This is a genomic window from Donghicola mangrovi, assembly GCF_013377535.1.
Classification (GTDB): Bacteria; Pseudomonadota; Alphaproteobacteria; order Rhodobacterales; family Rhodobacteraceae; genus Donghicola; species Donghicola mangrovi.
Genome location: NZ_JABCJE010000001.1, coordinates 134,646 through 155,022 on the forward strand (window position 1 = coordinate 134,646; position 20,377 = coordinate 155,022).

Here is a 20,377-nt window from a genome sequence, read left to right on the forward strand (position 1 = left end):
CTGTCACCACTTCGTCGAAGGGGTGTGTTGCCGCAGAGTTTTAGCCAGCCTTTCGCCAAAGCCAAGCACCATCCGCCCCTAATTCGCGGGTTATAAGACCTTGGTGGTGCAAATGGTTCAAGTGCGCCACAGCTTCTACCAAGGCAAGGCCGTATTCCCCTGCTCCGATCTTGCGACGGAACAGCACAGGAAAGCAGTCGGTGGCCTTTTTCGGCTGATCTAGCCAGTCGACCAGACGGGGCAACGCGTTGTGGTGATTCTCTAGTAGTTGGCGCATGCGGGTGGGCAGGCCGGTAAAGGGCAGCTTGTGCCCCGACAGGACCAACTGATCAGGACGGGCCAAGGCACTGAGGCGCTCGCAACTGTCCAGCCAGTCGGCTAGCGGGTCGGCCTCTGGCTCGGTCGCGTAGACGCCCACATTCGGACTGATCGAACTGATGATCTGATCGCCGGAAATCACCAGATTGTCGTCATTGGACCAGAATGTCAGATGCTCTGGCGCGTGGCCCCCGCCGGTATGAACCGTCCAGTCGCGCCCGCCCATCCGGATCTTGTCCCCCTGCCGCAGGCGGGTAAATCCCAGCGGCATCGGATGCACCGTATCACAGAAGTTAAAGGGCCGTTCATTCCGGCGCTGCTCCAGAATTTCGGCGTCCATGCCGGCGCGGACCCAGTGGGTCACGGCCTCTTCAGTCGGGCGCTCTTGTTCATCGAGTTGCAGCATCCGCGCCATCAGCCAGCCGGTACGAGCCATCAGCAGCTCGGCGCCGTTGGCCTGAAACCAACCAGCCAGACCGATGTGGTCGGGGTGGTGGTGGGTGCCGATCACGCGCCCCACAGGCAGGCCTTGTAGCGGGCCAGCCATCACGGTCTCCCAGATCGCGCGGGTCCGGCGGCTGTTCATGCCGGTGTCGATGATGGTCCAGCCGTCTTCGTCCCGCAGGGCGTAGATGTTCACATGGTCCAGCGCCATGGGCAGCGGAAGGCGGATCCAGAGGACGCCTTCTGCGATTTCAATAGCCTCGCCTTCGGCGGGCGGGTCGGGGAATGGATAACGGATGCCGGTCTTTACGCTCATGCCACGAGGTCATCGTGGGTGATCGCATAAAGGTCAACCGCCCCCTGACGTGCATGGGTGAGCAGACCGATGTGTTCCGGCAGCAAACGATCGATGTAGAACTTGGCCAAGCGGCTGCGGGTGCCCTCGCCCCCTTCGGCCAGCGCGGCCTTCAGGTGGTAGTAGCTCCCCAGCACGCGGGCAAAGCCCATCAGAAAAGGCACAGCGCCCGCGAAACGGTTCTGCAAGTCGCCCTGCCCCACCAGCCATTCGGTGGTTTCACGCAAGGTCTCGGTCGCTTGCCAGACGGGTTCGGCCAGTCCGGGCAGAGTCGCGCGGGCCTTTTCGGCGTCTGCCTCAATCTCGTCCAGCAGGGCATAGGCAGCGTCCCCACCGTCCATCAGCTTGCGCGCCACGAGGTCCATGGCCTGAATGCCGTTGGTCCCTTCGTAAATCGCGGTCACGCGGACGTCGCGATAGTACTGCGCGGCGCCGGTTTCCTCGACAAAGCCCATGCCGCCGAAAATCTGCACACCGGTTTCGGACACGCGCATGCCCGTTTCGGTGCCGAACGCCTTGGCGATCGGGGTCAGGAAGGCCGCTCGGGCCTTCCACGCCGCATCGCCGGTCGCGTTCCCCATGTCGATCGCCGCCGCACAGGCCAAAGCGATGCAACGGGCGGCGAAGATATCGCACTTTGAGTCGGCCAGCATGCGGCGCACGTCCGCGTGGTCGATGATGGTGCCCGGTCCCTCGACAGGAGTGCGGCCCTGTTTCCGCTCCATCGCGTAGGCCAGCGCGTGCTGGTAGGCCCCTTCGGCCGAGGACACACCCTGTACACCAACACCAAGACGCGCGTTGTTCATCATGGTGAACATCGCCGCCATACCGCCGCCCTCGGGCCCGACCAGCCAGCCTTTGGCACCGGAATATTCCATCACGCAGGTCGGGCTACCGTTCAGGCCCATCTTGCCCTCGATGCTGACGACGCGCAGGTCATTGCGTTCACCCGGATTACCGTCCGCGTCGGGCAAGAATTTGGGCACCATGAACAGGCTGATGCCTTTGGTCCCCTTGGGCGCGTCGGGCAGGCGGGCCAGCACCAGATGGCAGATGTTTTCTGCGAAATCCGCGTCGCCCCAGCTGATCCAGATCTTCTGACCGGTGATCGCGAAGGTCCCGTCGCCATTCGGTTCCGCCTTGGTCGCCAAAGCCCCCACGTCTGAGCCCGCCTGCGGTTCAGACAGGTTCATCGTGCCGGTCCATTCACCGCTGGTCAGTTTCGGCAGGTAGAGTTCCTTGATCGCGTCCGAGGCATGATGCTCCAGCGCCTCGATCTGCCCCATAGACAGCAGCGGCACCAGTTGCAGCGACAGGCAGGCTGCGCCCATCATGTCGTTCACCGCGCTGGCCACGGTCAGAGGCAGGCCCATGCCGCCCGATTCCGGACGCGCCGCGATACCGACCCAGCCACCCTCGGCGATCGCCTGATAAGCCTCGCCGTATCCGGGGGCGGCGCGCATGACGCCGTTCTCCAGAACCGTGTGATGTTCGTCGCCCGAGCGGTTCACAGGGGCCAGCTTTTCTTCGCTCAGCTTGCCAGCTTCGGCCAGAATGGCGGTCACGACGTCATGGGTCGCGTCCTGAAACAACGGCGTGCTGGCGACATCGCCGAACCCGACGATATTCTCGAAAATAAAGCTGAATTCATTAATAGGCGCGCGATAGGGCATGGCTTGCTCCTCTCAAGCGGGCTTGGCCTTGGGCTTCGGCCCCGTTATGGAATTGGTTGACTGGCACCCTAACGGCTGCCCCCCCTTCAGCAACAAGAACGCGGCGTCACTGGAACTATGGTCGTAACGGACACTCTGATTTTACCGGATACCGATGCCGGCGTGACCCGCGCCAGTGACCTGCTGCGCGCAGGCCAGCTGGTCGCTTTGCCCACCGAAACCGTCTACGGGCTGGCAGGGGATGCGCGGAACGACCGCGCCGTCGCCGCGATCTATGAGGCCAAGGGGCGCCCCAGCTTTAACCCGCTGATTGTGCACCTGCCCACCGTTCAGGCCGCCCACCACTATGTCGTCTGGAACGATATGGCCGAGGCGCTGGCGAATGCCTTCTGGCCCGGCCCGCTGACCATGGTTCTCCCGCTGAAAGAGGGGCACGGCCTGTCCCCGCTGGTGACCGCAGGTCTGGACACCGTGGCGATCCGTTTGCCCGCGCACCCCTTGGCGCGCAAGCTGCTGACGGTCAGCGAATGCCCCCTTGCCGCGCCCTCGGCCAACCCCTCGGGCAAGATCAGCCCTACCACCGCCGAGCATGTGATGGCCGGACTGGATGGCCGGATCGCTGCGGTTCTGGATGGCGGCGCGTGCCCTGTGGGTGTCGAATCAACCATCATCGGCGTTTACGATGACGTCCCGCGCCTTCTGCGCCCCGGCGGCCTGTCGGTCGAGGATGCCGAGCGCGTTCTGGACCAACCCCTGCGCGAAGCGGGCAAAGGCATCACTGCGCCGGGTCAGCTGACCTCTCACTACGCGCCGGGTGCGCGGGTTCGCCTGAACGCCACATCGCGCGAGGATGGGGAAATGCTGCTGGGTTTCGGCCCGATGGAGTGTGACCTGAACCTGTCCGAAACCGGTGACGTGATCGAGGCGGCGACCAACCTGTTTCCCGCCCTGCACACGCTGGACGCATTGGCCCCCCAAGGGATCGCCGTCGCGCCCATTCCGGATCACGGGCTTGGGCTGGCGATCAACGACCGTTTGTCCCGCGCCGCGGCCCCTCGGGACTGATCAGGCGTGCCCCTGAACCGCTGACAGGTTCAGAACATCAATCCCCAAGAGATGCAGCGCGCCGGTCCACTTGTCGGCGTCCTCTTCGTCGAAGACCAGATCGGGGTCCGCGTCGCAAACCAGCCAGCCATTGTCCTGAAGCTCTTCTTCCAGCTGGTTGGGTCCCCAGCCCGCATAGCCCAACGCCATGATCGCCTGTACGGGGCCCGCGCCCTCGGCCAAGGCCTGCAGGATGTCGACCGTGGCCGTCATCCCAAAGCGCGAATCGACCTTAAGCGTGGCCGTGTCGGATTGATAATCGTTCGAATGCAGGACGAATCCGCGCCCGTGCTCGACCGGCCCCCCATAGTGGACCTGAATATTCCGCCCCTCTGGGCCCAAGGGAATTTCCAGCTGCTCCAGCAGATCCCCCAGCAAAACGTCTTCGGTTGGCTTGTTGACGATCAGGCCCATGGCCCCCTCGTCGGAATGGGCGCACAGGAAAACAACGCTGCGTTCGAAACGGGGGTCGCCCATTTCTGGCATTGCGATCAGAAGTTTGCCGGTCAGGTCGGTACTACGGGTAATGTCCATAACTCCTAGCATGTGCTGCAATGCTGACACAGGCAAGTGCGACTGTCACATACTCTCGCTGCAATGTGACTTGGAAATTTTGTGGGCAAGTCGCATCTGTTCTGCATGATCCTTCATCGCGCCCTGTCCCTGATCCTCGCTCTTGGTTCTGCCGTGCCCGCCGTGGCTGGCAGTTACGAGAACACCGTTCACCACACCATTCTGCCCGGCTGGCAGGAGGCTGACGGCGCGCATATCGCCGCCCTGCACGTGGACTTGGCCCCGGGATGGAAAACCTATTGGCGCGCACCGGGCGAAGGCGGCATCCCCCCGCTGTTCGACTGGAGCGGGTCCGAGAACCTGAAATCCGTAGGCTTTATCTGGCCCGCGCCCGAGGTTTTCGACAACAGCGGCTATCGGACCATTGGCTACAAGGGCGGCATGACCCTGCCCATGCGTCTGGTCCCGATCGACCCGTCCAAACCGATCACCATCCGCGGCCAGGTCGACATGGGCGTGTGCGAGGAAATCTGCATGCCGGTGACGCTGCCCTTTTCGGCCGCTCTGCCGATGAATGGTCCGCGCGACCCTGCGATTGCAGCTGCGATGGCCTCGCGCCCCTTTACCCGCGCCGAGGCCAAAGTGCAGGACGTGGACTGTGATATCGAAGCCACCGACCGGGGCCTCGCCCTGAACGCTGTGGTCGATATGCCCCCGACCGGCGTTATCGAAAACTCGGTCGTCGAGGTGCGCAACCCACGCATCTGGGTGGACCCTGCGGTTAACCAGCGCGACGGGAACAAGCTGCACATCAGCGCGGACCTCAGCTCGATCTCTGGCGGCGCGATGATGGTGGACCGGTCGGCGATCACTCTGACCGTTCTTGGCAGCGATTACGCCGTGGAAATTCAGGGCTGCGATTAAGCAGCCCTGCGCCGTCCGATCATCAAGGCGGTCAGCAGATAGCCCGCAGCCACCAAAGCCAACGCCCCCACAGCAAAGACCATAAACGCCGCGCCCAATGAGCCGACCTCGATCGGGATCACACCGGCGACTGCGGGCAGCACATGGCCCATCGCGGCCATCCACCCCAGCGTCACCGCCCCCCACAGACCAATCAGCCCCGCCGTCAGAACCACCCCGCGCTGCACCACAGGCACGCGGCGCGCCCGCAAGCCCATACGCGCGGACCCGATCAAGCGGCCAATGTCGCTCTGGATCGCGATCAGCGCGGGCACGACCAACAGAACCAGCAGCATCCCGAAGCCCAAACCATAGGCCAGCGTGATCACCGTCGGCTTCAGGAACTGCGCGTCCGCCGATTTCTCGTAGAGCAGCGGCGCTAGGCCCAAAACCGTGGTCAGCGTGGTCAGCAGCACGGGCCGCAAACGGTGCGCCGCCCCGTCGATGATGGAGGGAATGATCCCCCGCTCTGCCGCGTATTCGTCGATGGTCGTCACCAGCACGATCGAGTCGTTAATGATGATCCCCGACATCCCAAGCAGACCCACCACCGTGAACATCGACATCGGCACGTCCCACAGATAATGCCCCCAAACCGCGCCGACCAAGCCGAACGGAATGACCGACATCACCACCAGCGGCCGCGACCAACTGCTGAACACCCAAGCCAAAATCAGGTAGATCGTCAGCAGCACCAGAGTCAGACCCGTACGCGCGTCGCTCAGGAAGGCGTCCTCTTGCTCGGACAGACCGGCCAGACGGAACTCCACCTGATACTCAGAGGCGATGCGGGGCAGGATGTCCTCCTCTAGGATCTTCTGGATTTCGACGGCGCGGGCGGGGTCATCCTCGGCGATATCTCCGGTGATCGAGATCAGCCTGATCCCGTTTTCCCGCCGCACGGTCGAGAACCCGTCCCGCCGTGTGACCTGCACGATGTCGGACAGGGGCACGTATTCCCCTTGGGCGGTCCGCATCATCATCCGGTCCAGAAAATCGGCGGTCTTTTCGGTGTCGGGCAGTTCCACGCGGATGGTCGCGCTGCGCGGCCCCAAGGGGTAGCTGGCCGCCTCGATCCCGTTCAGGCGGTTGCGGATCACTTGCCCCAGCCCCTCGATATCAAAGCCCAATGCCTGCCCCTGCGCGGTCAGTTCCAGCACCATTTCCTGCTTGTCATAGGCCAGATTATCTTCGACCGCAGACACCTCAGGGAACTGGATCAGGGCGTCTTTCAACGCCTCGGAGGCGGCCTTCAGCGTCTCAGCGGTCGAGCCATAGAACTGCACATCCAACGCATCGCCCCCCGGCCCCGACCGGAAACCACGGAAGCTGACAACCTCGGCCAAGGGATGCTGGCGCACCTCGTCTTGCAGGGCCGCAACGAATTCGAAGCTGGAATAGGGACGCGCATCCGCATCCACCAGTTCGACCGCGATACTGCCCAACAGATCGGCGTCCTTATCCTCGGCCCCGGCGATGGCGCGGCCCGAGTTGCCCCCGACCTCGGCCACAGCATAGGTCACGGGGTTCGCGCCGTGCTGCTCCTCGAACCGTTTGGCGACGGCTTCGGTGGCGCGCTGAAGTTCCTTCATCATCTCCAGACTGTCGGCGCGGCTGGCCCCGTTCATCATGGCAAAGTTGCCCGATACGCTGGACTGCTCTGGCGAGTTAAAGAACCGCCACGTCACCTTGCCTGAAATAAACAGCGCCGCCTGAGAGGCCAGCAGCACAATCGCCAGCGCCAGCACCGGATAGCGCAGCGTCACAACCCCCGCCATGACCCGCCGGAAAATACGTTCACGCACCCAGACAAACCCGCGGTTCACCTGCCGCGAGGGCCAGTCGTACCAGTGGTTTTTGTGGGTGTGGCTCAGCCCGTGGGCCAAGTGGTTCGGCAGGATCAGGAAGCATTCCACCAGCGAGGCCACCAGAACCACAATCACCGTAAACGGAATATCCGCGATCAATTCCCCGAACCGCCCGCCAATGCTGACCAGCCCGAAAAAGGCCGTGACCGTCGTGATCGTCGCCGCAAACACCGGCATCAGCATCCGCCGCGCCGCCGTTTCCGAGGCCGTGATCGCGTCTTCCCTCAGTTTGCGGGCGCGGTAATCGGCGTGTTCGCCCACCACAATCGCGTCGTCCACCACGATGCCCAAAGTGATGATCAGCGCGAACAGCGAGATCATGTTGATCGTGATCCCGAACGCATACATCAGCGCGATCCCCGACAGCATCGCCACCGGAATGCCCGCCGCGACCCACAGCGCGATCCGCGCGTTCAGGAACAGGAACAAGAGGCCAACCACCAGCCCCAGCCCCATCAGCCCGTTTTCCTGTAGGATGTTCAGGCGGCCTGTGATGGCTTCGGCGCGGGTGCGGATCAGGTCTATGCTGGTGCCCGCAGGCATGGTCGCCTGCATCTGGGCCGCGACCTCTTCGACCTGACGCTGGATTTTGATCGCATCACCGGTGGCAGAGCGGTCCACACGCACGGTGATCGCAGGGTTCCCGCCCACGAAATAGGTGCGCGAACGGTCCACCCCTTCGACCCGCACATCGGCCACGTCCCCGATGGTCAGCGACGTGCCATCCTGATTGGACTGCAGAACGATGGCGGCGATCTGGTCGGCTCCACGCTTTTCCACGCCCGTGCGGACGCGGGCATTGGCGCTGTCCACGTCCCCCGCGGGATTGGCGCTGACCTCCGCCGCAATCGCCGAGGCGATATCCGCCATGCTCAGGTCATGCCCGATCAACTGATAGGACGGCACCTCTATCACGGTCTGGGGGGCGGCGACGCCCTGAATGGTCGTGCGGGTCACGCCCACGTCGAACAGCCGGATCACAAACTCATCGGCAAAACGCGCCAGCTGGTCCACACCGATCGGGCCGGTGATCACAACATCCGTCACCCGATCCCGCCAACCGCCGCGCACGACCTGAGGGTCCTCGGCGTCTTCGGGCAGGTCACTCACCTGATCCAAGGCGGCCTGAACCTCATCGACGGCGCGGTCGATATCGTAGTCTGGCTCGAATTCCAGAGTGACCGTCGCCCCGCCTTCGCGGCTCGAGGAAGTCGCGTCCGTCACACCTTCGACCGCCAGCAGGACAGGTTCCAGCACCTGAACGATGGCGCTGTCCACATCCTCGGCACCCGCGCCCTCCCACGTGATCGAGACGTCCAGATCATCGACCACCACATCGGGAAAGAACTGCGCCCGCATCTGCGGGATCGCCAGCACGCCAGAGGCCAGCAGGATCACCAGCAGCAGGTTCGCGGCGGTACGGTGGCGGGTAAAGTACGAGAGCAGCCCCCTGCCCTGACCAGCGCCCGTCATCGCTTAGCTCCCCATCCGGCTTTCCAGCCGGTCGATGGTTTCCTTAGATACGGTTTTATGCGCAAGTTCCGATTTTATCCGTTCCTTAACCGCATCCGGCATTCTGGTATTCGCCTCGACAAAGGCGATCAGCGCGGCGCGGCGTTCATCGGTCAGTTCGACCATTTCGGGCGGGGTTTCGGGCTGCCCCAAGGCACGGACCTTGATCCCCGCCCCCAAGAGTGGCGTGCGTTCCGCCACCACGCGCTGACCGGCCAGCCCCTCGCCCCGCACCAGAACGGTATCGCCCTGACGGCGCAGCAGTTCGACGGGGATGACACCAAGGCGATCCTCGGCCCCCATCACCAACACGGTCGGCAAGGCATCCACGGCGGTCGCGGGCAAGCGCACCACACGCTCCAAAGGCGGCTCCATGGTTTCCACGCGCACAAAGTCACCGGGTTTCAGGCCACGCGGGTCCTCGACCCGGGCGAACAACTGGCGGCCGCTCTGGCCTTCGGCAACGGCGGCGCTTGCGCGGGTCAAGGTCGCCTCGCGCTCGATATTCCCGCCGGCCACGTCCATCACCACACGGGCGGGCGCGGTGCGCAACTGGCCATTTTCATCCAACAGACGCGCGAATTGTTCGGTCGAAACGCGGAAGCTGACCTCTAGCGCCATGGGGTCCACGACGGTCGCCAAGGCTTCGTTCTGGGACACGAGGCCACCTTCGACCACGTTCACGGCGGACAGGGCGCCATCGAAACCGGCGCGGATCACGGTGTCGGCCAAGTCACGCTCGGCCTCATCCCGCGCGATGCGGGCTCGCGACAACGCGGTTTTCGCCAGATCAACGCGGGCCTCGGCATTGGCGAGGGCCTGACGCGACGACAAAACATTCGCGCTGGTCTGAGCGACCGCCAATTCAGCGGTTTCCACAGCCGAAGAACTGCCCACGCCCCGCTTCTGCAGGTCCAACTGGCGTTGCAGTGCCTTTTCCTGAAGCTGCGCCTGCCCTTGGGTCGCGGTCAGATCGTCCTGCGCCAGAACCAAGGCACGGTCGGCATCGCGCACCTCGGCCTCGGCATCCAAAAGGTCGGCTTCGGCTCGGTGCATGGCAGCTTCGGCCTCGGCGGGGTCGATACGGGCCAGCACCTCTCCGGCGGTGACCAGACCACCGGCGACGAAATTCTCGGCCACCTCGACAACGGTTCCCGCGGCAGAGGCGCGGATTTCCAGCGTGCGACGGCTTTGGACCTGACCAAAGGCCTGCAGAACGGGGCGAATGGTTTCTGGGGTGGCCTCGACGATGTTCACGGCGAACACACGCTCTTGGGCAGCTTTGCCGCGCGGTTTTTCGGAGAGCTTGGCTTCAACGGCATCGCGCACCAGCGCCCCCGCCCATACCAAGAGCCCGACGGTCAACGCCGCCAGAAAGAGCCCTGTCATAGCCTGACGCAAGAAGCGCATGGCAATCCCCCCGATCACAAGAAGTTGTCCGCGAAAGAATAGGCGGCCAAAGGCATAAGCCAAGGCACAACCCTGTTACGGCGGGCAACCGTCTTTCCGTCGCAGAAAAATGTCAAACCCCGAGTTGGGCTAACATCATCTGCATTTGGGGTAATACGGGGTACTGCGCCACTTGGGCGCGGGTCAGAAAGCCGAAACCGGCCCCTTCGCCCAAGCGGATGTCCGACGGCGCGATAAAACGGGTGCAGCGGTGGATGAACAGCGCCCCGTCCGCGCGGCGCGATGCGGGCAGCACGGCCAGCGGTTCGAGTTCGGCGCGGGACAGTTGAATGCCCGTTTCCTCATCGAATTCGCGGATTGCGGCGGTGATCAGGTCTTCGCCCTCTTCGACGGCGCCGCCGAACATGCTCCACATTCCCGCACCTGCCACATGGGGCAGATCATCGCGCAACTGCATCAGAACGCGGCCATGCAGGTCAAAGGCAGCAACAACTGCCGCACGCCACCCGATGACTTCGGGGACGGGGCCAACTCGGACATAACTGTTCATTTGCGGCGCTTGTGCTCTTCGAGGCGGGGCATGATTTCGACGAAATTGCAGGGACGATGGCGGTAATCGAGCTGCCATTTCAGGATCTCGTCCCAAGCATCCTTGCACGCCCCCGGGCTGCCCGGCAGAGCGAACATGTAGGTCCCGTTGGCAACACCGCCCGTCGCGCGGCTCTGGACCGCCGAGGTGCCGATCTTCTGCATCGAGATCATGGTAAAGACCGTCCCGAAGGCGTCGATCTCTTTCTCATACACATCACGGTGGGCTTCGACGGTCACATCGCGCCCCGTCAGGCCCGTCCCGCCGGTCGAGATGACCACGTCGATATGGGGGGTCTCGCTCCACATGCGCAGGTGGGCGGCGATTTCGGCCCGTTCGTCGCGCACGATCATGCGGTCGGCCAGAATGTGGCCCGCTTCCTTGATACGCTCGACCAGAACATCACCGCTGCGGTCCTGATCCAGCGAACGGGTGTCGCTGACGGTCAGAACGGCGATGCGGACGGGGATGAATTCCTTGGTCTCGTCGATGCGGCTCATGGCTTGGCTCTTTCGTTCAGGTGGGCGCGCAGGGTCAGAAGATCGGCCCAGGCCTCGCGCTTGGCGGCGGGGTTGCGCAGCAGAAAGGCGGGGTGGAACATGGGCAGCGCGGGCCGGTCAAAGGCCTGCGTGAATTCCCCGCGCAGGCGCGTGATGCCCCGTTTCCCCAGCGCCGCCTGACAAGAGATATTCCCCATCAAGACAATCACATCGGGCTTGGCCAACTGCACATGACGCTGCACAAACGGCATCATCATCGCGATTTCCTGCGGCAAGGGATCACGGTTCTGGGGCGGCCGCCACGGCAGGACATTGGTGATATAGACCCCGTCCGCGCCTGTCGCCCGCCGGTCCAGCCCGATCGCAGCCAGCATCCGGTCCAACAGTTGCCCCGCCCGCCCGACAAAAGGCAGACCTTCGCGGTCCTCGTCCCGTCCAGGCGCCTCGCCGAGAATCATCACGCGAGCCCCGGGGGTGCCATCGGCAAAGACCAGCTGCTTCGCGCCGCGCTTCAGGTCGCACAGGTCGAACGCCTCCATCGCGGCGCGCAAGGCCCCCAGATCGGCGCAGCCACCAGCCGCAGCAGATGCCTCGACCACCGGGTCTTTTTCAGGGAGGCGAGGCGGAGGTGCGGCCGGTTTGGGCGGCAAACCGGTGATTTGGGGCCGTTCGGGGGCTGCTGCGGCCTCTTCGGCGGCGGCGAAACGGTCGATGGGGTCATCGCACACGGCATCCGTCACGCCAGCCTCGAGCTGCCATGCCAGCGCCGCCAATGCGGCATGAGAATCCCAGTGTTCTTCCATACCGCGCAAGCTAGGGGCGCTTTCGTGCCGCGTAAAGGGACCGTGAGCCTTGCCGCAGCCCGAAGCCCTGCTATACCGTGCGCAATATCTACGGAGGTTCCATGAGTTTCGCTCACGCCCATCTGCTGGGAATCGAACAGCTGAACCCGTTCGACATCATCACTTTGCTTGATCTGGCCGAGACCTACGTCGATCTGAACCGGCGCGACGTCAAGCATTCGGATGCGTTGACCGGCCTGACCCAGATCAACATGTTCTTTGAAAACTCGACCCGCACGCAGGCCAGTTTCGAACTGGCGGGCAAACGGTTGGGCGCGGACGTGATGAACATGTCCATGCAGGCCAGCTCGATCAAAAAGGGCGAGACCCTGATCGACACCGCGATGACCCTGAACGCCATGCACCCCGACCTGCTGGTCGTGCGTCACCCCCACTCCGGTGCGGTCGACCTGCTGGCACAAAAGGTCAATTGCGCGGTCTTGAACGCCGGCGATGGCAAGCACGAGCACCCCACTCAGGCCCTGCTGGATGCCCTGACCATCCGCCGCGCCAAAGGCCGCCTTCAGCGCCTGAACATCGCGATCTGCGGGGACATCGCCCACAGCCGCGTAGCGCGCTCGAACATCCTGCTCTTGGGCAAGATGGAAAACCGCATCCGCCTGATCGGGCCGCCTACCCTGCTGCCCTCGCCCTTCAAGGATTTCGGCGTCGAGGTTTACGACGACATGCGCGAAGGCCTGAAGGATGTGGACGTGGTCATGATGCTGCGCCTTCAGAAGGAACGGATGGATGGCGGTTTCATCCCCTCGGAGCGTGAATACTATCACCGCTACGGTCTGGATGCGGAAAAGCTGTCCTATGCCAAGCCGGACGCGATCGTCATGCACCCCGGCCCGATGAACCGCGGCGTGGAAATCGACGGCGAGATTGCCGACGACATCAACCGCAGCGTCATTCAGGAACAGGTGGAAATGGGAGTCGCCGTGCGTATGGCCGCGATGGACCTTCTGGCTCGCAACCTGCGCGCCCGCCGCGCCGAAAAGGGCGTGATGGTATGACGCGGACGCTTCACATCAAACAGAACGAAGCCGGTGCCGTCCGTGTCTTTGCGCTGTCGATGGATGCAGCCGAGGTCCAGCCCTATCTGGAAAATAACGCGCTGGTCGCGGGATTGCTGGGGCTCGACCTGATCGATCCCCAGTACATCGAGGTCTTCCCCATCAGCGACCTCGAGGGGTTCGGTCTGGTCAGCTATCTGTCCGAAGGCCAAGGCATCCCCGAAGACATGCTGGCCCCCGACCGCGCCCGTTTGGCCGCGCTGGACGGCCATGTGCTGATCGTGATGTCCGCGGCCTTTGCGGGCCGTGCCCATGATTTGACGCTGGACCCGCGCCTAACCCTGATCGGTGAATATACCGAGGAAACGCCCCCCGTCGTGTTCGACACCCTGCCCAAGGAATCCTCGGCGGGTGTGCTGACCGGCGTGGACACCGGCCCTGTCGCACAGCGCCGCAAGTTTCCCACCATTATCGCTCTTATTCTCCTCGCGGTGCTGATCGCGCTAGCCCTGTGGCTGGCCGCCTGATCGCGCCCCCTACCTGAACGGACCCTGCGGCATGACCACTCTGCTTACCAACGCCCGCCTGATCGACCCCGAAGCAGGCACCGATTATCGCGGCTGGCTGGCCTTTGACGGCGGCCGCATTCTGGCCACCGGCAAAGAGGGCGCGGCCCCTGCCCCGCGTGTGGACCAGACCTTTGACTGCGACGGGCTTTGCGTGGCCCCCGGCATCGTGGATATCGGGGTCAAGGTCTGCGAGCCCGGCGAGCGCCACAAAGAAAGCTTCAAGACCGCAGGTCTGGCGGCGGCCGCAGGCGGCGTGACCACCATCGTCACCCGCCCCGACACCAACCCCGTCATCGACACCCCCGAGACGCTCGAATTCGTCACCCGCCGCGCCCGCGAAGTCACCCCCGTCCGCATGCACCCCATGGCCGCCCTGACCAAAGGACTGCGCGGAGACGAGATGACCGAGATCGGCTTCCTCCAAGACGCAGGCGCTGTGGCCTTCACCGACACCACCCGCGTCGTCCAGAACACCAAAGTCCTGAGCCGCGCCCTGACCTATGCCCGCAGCCTGAACGCTCTGGTCATCGGTCACCCGCAGGAACCGGGCCTGTCCGCGGGCAGCTGCATCACCGGCGGCAAATTCGCCACCCTGCGCGGCTTGCCCGGCGTCAGCCCGATGGCCGAACGCATGGGGCTGGACCGCGACATCGCCCTGCTGGAGATGACCGGCGCGAAATACCACGCCGACCAGATCACCACCGCCCGTGCCCTGCCCGCACTGGAACGCGCCAAGAAGAACGGTCTGGACATCACCGCCGGCATCTCGATCCACCACCTGACACTTAACGTGCTGGACATCGCGGACTATCGCACCTTCTTCAAAGTCACGCCGCCGCTGCGCGACGAAGAGGACCGCCAAGCAGTGATCGAAGCGGTCGCTTCGGGCCTGATCGACATCGTCTGTTCGATGCACACCCCGCAGGACGAAGAATCGAAACGCCTGCCGTTCGAGGAAGCCGCAAGCGGTGCCGTCGGTCTGGAAACCCTGCTGCCCGCCGCGATGCGCCTGTACCACGCGGGCCAACTGGACCTGCCGACCCTGTTCCGCGCCATGTCGCTGAACCCGTCCAAGCGCCTTGGACTGCCCTCGGGCCGCCTGTCCGCCGATGCCCCCGCCGATCTGGTGGTCTTTGATCCCGACGCACCCTTCGTGCTGGACCGCAGCCGCCTGAACTCGAAATCCAAGAACACCCCCTTTGACGGTGCCCGCATGGAAGGCCGCGTCCGCGCCACCATCGTCGGCGGCACCTTCGTTTACGGAGCGCTCTGACATGTTGCCTGACTTCACCTCTGCCCCGACCCTTCTGGCCGCTGCAGCGGTGCTTGGCTACCTGTTCGGCTCGATCCCGTTCGGTCTGGTGATCGCGCGGATGTGCGGGCTGGGGGATCTGCGCAAGATCGGGTCTGGCAACATAGGCGCGACCAACGTCCTGCGCACGGGGAACAAACCCGCCGCCGCGGCCACTCTGGTTCTGGACAGCGGCAAGGGTGCCATCGCCGTCCTGATCGCCCGCTACCTGATTGGCCCCGATGCAGCCCAAATCGCGGGTCTGGCGGCATTCTTCGGTCACTGCTTCCCGATCTGGCTCAAGTTCAAGGGCGGCAAAGGCGTGGCCACCTATCTGGGCACCATGCTGGCCCTGTTCTGGCCCGTAGGAATCGCCTGCTGCCTAACCTGGCTCGCCACGGCAAAGACCCTGAAAATCTCGTCCCTGTCGGCACTGGTCGCCGCAGCCTTGGGTCCCGTCTGGGCCTATGTGCTGGGGGCGCCGGAAATAGCGGGCCTCGCCATCGCGCTGGCAATCCTGATCTACTACCGACACAGCGCCAATATCTCGCGCCTACTGGCAGGGACCGAACCAAAAATCGGCCAAAAGTAACAAAAGCGCCAAGGGTCCGACCCAAGGCGCTTTTTTCATGGCTTCGGATTTTTGAGTATTTGAAGCAAAGAAGAAATCGGCTTTCTTTTTGCTCTAAATACTCAATATCCCGCGGCCAGCCACAGTCTCAGTAGCTGTAATCGCCGTAGATGCGGGTCAGATCGCCGCCCCACTCGCCGTGATATTTGGCAAGAAGTTCGTCTGCGGGGGTGTGACCGGTTTCGATGCTTTCCTTCAGCGCGTTCAGGAAGTGGGTCTCGTCCGGCACCAGACCGCCAGCCCCTTCTTTGCCGCGGGCCTTCAGACCGCTTTCGGCGATTGAAACGACTTCGCGGGCCAGATCGTGCATGTTGATGTTGTCCACACGGGCCTGAAGCCCCTGCTCGGACGCCGCGATGCGCAGGGCGTCACGCTGGGCAGAGGTGAAGTCCTTGCACAGGTCCCAAGCGGCATCCAACGCGGACTGGTCGTACATCAGACCAACCCACAGCGCAGGCAGCGCACACAGGCGGCGCCAAGGGCCACCGTCAGCACCGCGCATCTCGATGTATTTCTTGACGCGGGCTTCGGGGAAGATCGTGGTCAAGTGATCAGCCCAATCGGACAGGGTTGGCTTTTCCCCGGGCAGCGCGGGCAGTTCACCCTTGAGGAAGTCGCGGAAGGACTGGCCAAGCGCGTTGATGTATTTGCCGTCGCGGTAGACAAAGTACATCGGCACATCCAACGCATAATCCACCCAGCGTTCAAAGCCGAAACCGTCCTCGAACACAAAGGGCAACATGCCGGTACGGGCACTGTCCAGATCACGCCAGACGCGGGCGCGCCAGCTTTTGTGACCATTGGGCTGACCGTCAAAGAACGGCGAGTTCGCGAAAAGCGCGGTTGCGACCGGCTGCAGCGCCAGAGCCACCCGCATCTTCTGGACCATGTCGGCTTCGGATCCGAAGTCGAGGTTCACCTGAACGGTACAGGTCCGGTACATCATGGATTTGCCCATGGTGCCCACGCGGTCCATGTAGTCGGTCATCAGGCGGTAGCGCCCTTTGGGCATGCGGGGCATGTCCTCGAACGACCAGATCGGGGCGGCACCCAGACCGATAAAGCCAACGCCAACTTCATCCGCGATGTCTTTGACGTCGCGCAGGTGTTGGTTCACCTCGTCACAGGTCTGGTGAATGGTTTCCAAGGGCGCGCCGGACAGCTCTAACTGGCCACCGGGCTCTAGGCTGACATTCGCGCCGTCCTTGGTCAGGCCGATCAGCTTGTCAGCCTCTAGAACGGGGGTCCAACCGTGACGGTCACGCAGCCCCTCTAGCACGGCCAGAATGGACCGCGGGCCGTCGTAGGGCAGCGGACGCAGGGTGTCCTTACAGTAACCGAACTTCTCGTGCTCGGTTCCGATGCGCCATTCGTCACGCGGTTTGCAGCCAGAAGCAAGGTATTCTGCCAGCTGGCTATTGTCTTCGATCAGGCCGCCACCGGACTGGGGGATGGACATCGGCGCACTCCGCTTTTGTCTGAATTCAAGGTCAACACCTGTGCCCGTTTTGGAGCCTGTGTCAATGCAGCCGCAAGTCGTCCTTGCGCCAAATCACAACAGGTCGTTGTGCGTTTCCGCGCAACTGGTCCAGCATCTTGCTTGTGTCGATGCCGGGCAGGCGCGCGAACATGTCAAACAGCTGGTCCGCCCCTTCGGCGTTCACAGGTATGTGAAGGGGCGATTGCCCCGTTTGATAGAACCGCCAGCAGGCAGGTTTGCAGGTGGGGTCCAGCTCGATGCGGGTCATTTCGGTCAGGGCCACAGCGCCCCCGTCCAGCGGCCCGAAATAGGACAACTGGCCTTCGATGATCTGGACCACGCCGGGCCCACCCCGCCCCGAGGAGAAGCGCATCCGCTGTAGGCTGGACACGATCATCACCACGGACAGAACCACCAAGAGCCCGCCGATCCACGGCATAAACCCGAAGGTCGCCACCAACAGACGCAGGCCGAATACCCCGATCAACGCGGCGATAATAACGCCCCGCCAGCGGGTCAGAGCTGTTTTGACTTCGGTTCTGATCATGGCGGCCTCGGGGGTTGCGGTACGGGTGTGATGTATGGGTTTGGCAGGAAATTCCAAGGGACACCCGCCGGTTCAATCAACTCTGCAGGTAAAGGCGGATACGCTTTTCCGCATTGGCGCGGCCCTTGCCGACAAAACTGTCCCCCAGCCAGCGCCGCCCCATCGCATGCCCGACAAAGAATTTCAGCGCCAAGGTATCCTCGCCGATTTCGGGGGGCAGCGCGTTCAGGAAGGCTTCGGTTGTTGCGGCATCAAGGCCCCAGATGGTCTGGCGCGGCGGAGCGCGGTTCAGGTCGCGGGACACCAGAAAGAACGCGGCGACTCGGGTCAGCGGCATCCCCGGCACCCCTTGGACGTCAAAGGCCGTCAGGCGCTGCCCGTCATCCGCCAGATTGACCGGAGAGAAATCTCCGTGGGTCGGGCCCCAAATCAGCGGATAGCCCCTGAGCGGAGGTTTTTGCTGTTTCAGTACGGTGATCAGGCGGGTGGTCAGGGCGTCGGGGGCGGCCTTGGCCTCCTCAAGCTCGGTCACGAATTTTCCGGGGGCGAGGCGCCGGATTTGCATGTCCCCCGCCGCACAGGCCGTCAGCCATCGGGCGCAGCGCTCGATAAGGGCGATCTGATCGACTTTGCAATCCCCGATCAGGCGGCTGGTCATCTGGCCGGGGGCGCGGGTCATCACCAGAATTCCTGCCTCGGGCAGGGTCGCCAGCGGACGGACGATCCCTACATCGGGGCCAGTCAGCCGCGCGGCATAGGTCCCCAAGGCATTGGCCGCGTTCTGCACCACCTGCCCCGCATCCGGTCCGCGATACATCTTGAAGATCGCCGGTTGCCCGTTGAACTCCCCGGCCGCGACCACGCCGCCCACGTCATCCTTGATGATTTCGGTTACATTGGCGCGGTCCGACAGGCCAGCCGAGGTCAGCGCCCACATGATATCCGCGATCAGGGCGCTAGTGTTTTGCGGATTGAACCAGTTGGGCAAAGTGCCGTCCTACCAGTCGCCAAGCTGCTTTTGCCAGAGGGTCAGCGCGGCCACCGCCGCCGTGTCGGCCCGCAGGATACGGGGACCCAGACTGACCACGCGGGCCTGCGCCATATTGGACAGACGATTGCGTTCAGCCTCGGAGAAGCCGCCCTCGGGGCCGATCAGAATGGCCCACGGGCCGCGCGCAACATCGCCGAGCCCCAAAGCTTCGCCGACGCGGGCCTCGTCGCAGAACATCAACTGGCGATCGGCGGGCCAATCGGCCAGCAGGCGGTCCAGCTTGTGCAAATCCTCGACCACGGGAACAAAGGTGCCGCCACATTGCTCGGCGGCCTCGACCGCGTGGGCCTGAAGTCGGTCCTGCCGGATTCGCTCGGAGTTGGTGAAATCGGTCTGAACGGGGATAATCCGCGCTGCGCCCATCTCGGCGGCCTTTTCGACGATGAAATCGGTGCGGGCCTTTTTGATCGGGGCGAACAGCAGCCACAGATCGGGGGGCATTTGCAGGGGCTTGGTCTGCTCGATGCAGGCCAGTTCGCCGCCACGTTTGCCCGCGTCGGTTACTTCGGCCAGCCATTCGCCATTCTGCCCGTCAAACAGCAGCACATGCGCCCCCACTGTCAGGCGCATCACGCCGAACAGATAATGGGCTTGCTCCCGCGACAAGGGAATGGATTGCCCCTGACCCAAGGGCTGCTCTACATAGAGGCGGATTTTTGCGTTCGTCGACATGGAGGCCACCATATGCCCGCTCAGAACCAAGCGCCAGAGGCCGCAGGCACCGTTGCGGATTCGGTCGGCAACTGGGTGGACCGTCTGGCCCCCGCCGCGACCCGCCCCTACTTGCGCCTAAGCCGCGCGGACCGGCCTGCGGGCACGTGGCTGCTGCTGCTTCCGTGCTGGTGGTCGGTGCTGCTGGCCAGCCTGCATGTGGGCAGCTTTTCGTGGACGGCGGCGTGGGCGATGATCGTCTGCGCCATCGGGGCGTTCCTGATGCGGGCGGCGGGCTGCACATGGAACGACATCACCGACCGTAAGTATGACGCCCAAGTTGCGCGGACCCGATCGCGGCCCCTGCCCTCGGGGCAGGTGACGGTCAAGCAAGCGGCGATCTGGATGGTCGTTCAGGCGCTGGTCGCCTTTGGGCTGCTGCTGACCCTGCATCCGACGGCGATCATGCTGGGGGTGCTGTCGCTGGCGCCGGTCTGCGTTTACCCCTTTGCCAAGCGGTTCACTTGGTGGCCGCAGGTCTTTCTGGGCATCGCCTTCAACTGGGGCGCCCTGCTGGGGTGGGCTGCGGTGACGGAGTCGATCGGTCTGCCTGCGATCCTGCTGTATCTGTCGGGCATGGCGTGGACGATTTTCTATGACACGATCTATGCCCATCAGGACGCGGATGACGATGCCCTGATCGGGGTGAAATCGACCGCCCGCCTCTTTGGTGAAAACAGCCCCCGCATCCTGCGCATCTTTATGGTGCTGACGGTTCTGCTGATGGGCGCCAGCATCGTGACCGCCCTACCAGAGGCCAACGTCCTGCGTTTTGTCATCGCGTTCGGGGCAGCTTGGGCCATGGCGTGGCATCTGGTCTGGCAGCTTTTGCGACTGGACATCAACGATCCGGCGAATTGTCTGCACCTGTTTCGCGCAAACCGCGATGCGGGGCTGCTGCCTGTGCTGTTTTTCGCCGGTGCCCTGTTCGTGTGATTGATCCTTTGACAGCAACCGCCTAGACCCTTTCGGAGGTTTGGCTACCAA

19 protein-coding genes are annotated in these 20,377 nt (G+C 63.6%); 7 read left to right on the forward strand and 12 right to left on the reverse strand.

Translation table 11 applies throughout. The annotated features are described in order from the left end of the window. Nucleotides 1-40: 40 nt before the first annotated feature. Both HJ536_RS00685 and HJ536_RS00690 read right to left on the reverse strand, forming a co-directional pair. Nucleotides 41-1,078, reverse strand: a complete 1,038-nt coding sequence (locus HJ536_RS00685; protein WP_177156349.1) for an MBL fold metallo-hydrolase — start codon at nt 1,076-1,078, stop codon at nt 41-43. Beyond that, entirely contained in the window at nt 1,075-2,790 is a 1,716-nt protein-coding gene (locus HJ536_RS00690; protein WP_177156350.1) for an acyl-CoA dehydrogenase family protein, read from the reverse strand. Before HJ536_RS00690 ends, HJ536_RS00685 begins: the two co-directional genes overlap by 4 nt. A 117-nt stretch (nt 2,791-2,907) precedes the next feature. Between HJ536_RS00690 and HJ536_RS00695 the strand changes: the two genes are divergently transcribed. Then, the gene (locus HJ536_RS00695; RefSeq protein ID WP_176852925.1) at nt 2,908-3,855 is read left to right on the forward strand and encodes an L-threonylcarbamoyladenylate synthase; all 948 of its coding nucleotides are present in this window, start codon (nt 2,908-2,910) and stop codon (nt 3,853-3,855) included. On the opposite strand, the gene HJ536_RS00700 is transcribed toward HJ536_RS00695, so the two are convergent. Continuing rightward, nucleotides 3,856-4,428 carry a YqgE/AlgH family protein gene (locus HJ536_RS00700; RefSeq protein ID WP_177156351.1) on the reverse strand — a complete coding sequence of 191 codons (573 nt, stop codon included), beginning with the start codon at nt 4,426-4,428 and terminating at the stop codon, nt 3,856-3,858. Nucleotides 4,429-4,509: 81 nt separating this feature from the next. Here HJ536_RS00700 and HJ536_RS00705 point away from each other — a divergent pair, with 81 nt between their 5' ends. After that, nucleotides 4,510-5,331 carry a protein-disulfide reductase DsbD domain-containing protein gene (locus tag HJ536_RS00705; protein ID WP_177156352.1) on the forward strand — a complete coding sequence of 274 codons (822 nt, stop codon included), beginning with the start codon at nt 4,510-4,512 and terminating at the stop codon, nt 5,329-5,331. On the opposite strand, the gene HJ536_RS00710 is transcribed toward HJ536_RS00705, so the two are convergent. The 5 genes from HJ536_RS00710 to HJ536_RS00730 all read right to left on the reverse strand — a co-directional run bounded on the left by HJ536_RS00710 (nt 5,328) and on the right by HJ536_RS00730 (nt 12,052). Continuing rightward, nucleotides 5,328-8,711, reverse strand: coding sequence for an efflux RND transporter permease subunit (locus tag HJ536_RS00710; RefSeq protein ID WP_177156353.1), 3,384 nt, complete (start codon nt 8,709-8,711; stop codon nt 5,328-5,330). The genes HJ536_RS00705 and HJ536_RS00710 overlap by 4 nt on opposite strands. A 3-nt stretch (nt 8,712-8,714) precedes the next feature. After that, nucleotides 8,715-10,160, reverse strand: a complete 1,446-nt coding sequence (locus HJ536_RS00715) for an efflux RND transporter periplasmic adaptor subunit (RefSeq protein WP_177156354.1) — start codon at nt 10,158-10,160, stop codon at nt 8,715-8,717. A 112-nt stretch (nt 10,161-10,272) separates the two neighbouring features. Beyond that, the gene (locus tag HJ536_RS00720; protein ID WP_176852921.1) at nt 10,273-10,710 is read right to left on the reverse strand and encodes an NUDIX domain-containing protein; all 438 of its coding nucleotides are present in this window, start codon (nt 10,708-10,710) and stop codon (nt 10,273-10,275) included. Further along, nucleotides 10,707-11,249, reverse strand: coding sequence for a molybdenum cofactor biosynthesis protein B (gene moaB, locus HJ536_RS00725; protein ID WP_176852920.1), 543 nt, complete (start codon nt 11,247-11,249; stop codon nt 10,707-10,709). Before moaB ends, HJ536_RS00720 begins: the two co-directional genes overlap by 4 nt. Next, nucleotides 11,246-12,052 carry a uracil-DNA glycosylase gene (locus tag HJ536_RS00730; RefSeq protein WP_177156355.1) on the reverse strand — a complete coding sequence of 269 codons (807 nt, stop codon included), beginning with the start codon at nt 12,050-12,052 and terminating at the stop codon, nt 11,246-11,248. Before HJ536_RS00730 ends, moaB begins: the two co-directional genes overlap by 4 nt. A gap of 101 nt (nt 12,053-12,153) precedes the next feature. On the opposite strand from HJ536_RS00730, the gene HJ536_RS00735 reads away from it, so the two are divergent. Genes HJ536_RS00735 through plsY form a run of 4 tightly spaced genes read left to right on the forward strand, consistent with a single transcriptional unit; the run spans nt 12,154 to nt 15,562 of the window. Further along, a complete protein-coding gene (locus HJ536_RS00735; RefSeq protein ID WP_176852918.1) occupies nt 12,154-13,110 on the forward strand; it encodes an aspartate carbamoyltransferase catalytic subunit in 957 nt (318 codons plus the stop codon). After that, nucleotides 13,107-13,637 carry a hypothetical protein gene (locus HJ536_RS00740; protein ID WP_176852917.1) on the forward strand — a complete coding sequence of 177 codons (531 nt, stop codon included), beginning with the start codon at nt 13,107-13,109 and terminating at the stop codon, nt 13,635-13,637. Before HJ536_RS00735 ends, HJ536_RS00740 begins: the two co-directional genes overlap by 4 nt. A 31-nt stretch (nt 13,638-13,668) precedes the next feature. Beyond that, nucleotides 13,669-14,952, forward strand: coding sequence for a dihydroorotase (gene pyrC / locus HJ536_RS00745; RefSeq protein ID WP_177156356.1), 1,284 nt, complete (start codon nt 13,669-13,671; stop codon nt 14,950-14,952). A gap of 1 nt (nt 14,953) precedes the next feature. After that, a complete protein-coding gene (gene plsY, locus HJ536_RS00750; RefSeq protein WP_177156357.1) occupies nt 14,954-15,562 on the forward strand; it encodes a glycerol-3-phosphate 1-O-acyltransferase PlsY in 609 nt (202 codons plus the stop codon). Between the two features lie 127 nt (nt 15,563-15,689). On the opposite strand, the gene HJ536_RS00755 is transcribed toward plsY, so the two are convergent. The 4 genes from HJ536_RS00755 to HJ536_RS00770 form a co-directional block, all read right to left on the reverse strand. Beyond that, nucleotides 15,690-17,060, reverse strand: coding sequence for a glutamate--cysteine ligase (locus HJ536_RS00755; RefSeq protein WP_177156358.1), 1,371 nt, complete (start codon nt 17,058-17,060; stop codon nt 15,690-15,692). A gap of 61 nt (nt 17,061-17,121) precedes the next feature. Beyond that, nucleotides 17,122-17,628: a hypothetical protein gene (locus HJ536_RS00760; protein WP_176852913.1), complete on the reverse strand. Its 507-nt coding sequence runs from the start codon at nt 17,626-17,628 to the stop codon at nt 17,122-17,124. 76 nt (nt 17,629-17,704) lie between these two features. Further along, nucleotides 17,705-18,616: a hypothetical protein gene (locus HJ536_RS00765; RefSeq protein ID WP_177156359.1), complete on the reverse strand. Its 912-nt coding sequence runs from the start codon at nt 18,614-18,616 to the stop codon at nt 17,705-17,707. A 9-nt stretch (nt 18,617-18,625) separates the two neighbouring features. Next, on the reverse strand, nt 18,626-19,351 hold the full coding sequence (locus HJ536_RS00770; protein ID WP_228028607.1) for a 16S rRNA (uracil(1498)-N(3))-methyltransferase: 726 nt from the start codon (nt 19,349-19,351) through the stop codon (nt 18,626-18,628). A 12-nt stretch (nt 19,352-19,363) separates the two neighbouring features. Between HJ536_RS00770 and ubiA the strand changes: the two genes are divergently transcribed. Beyond that, a complete protein-coding gene (gene ubiA / locus HJ536_RS00775) occupies nt 19,364-20,326 on the forward strand; it encodes a 4-hydroxybenzoate octaprenyltransferase (RefSeq protein WP_177156361.1) in 963 nt (320 codons plus the stop codon). Nucleotides 20,327-20,377: the final 51 nt, after the last annotated feature.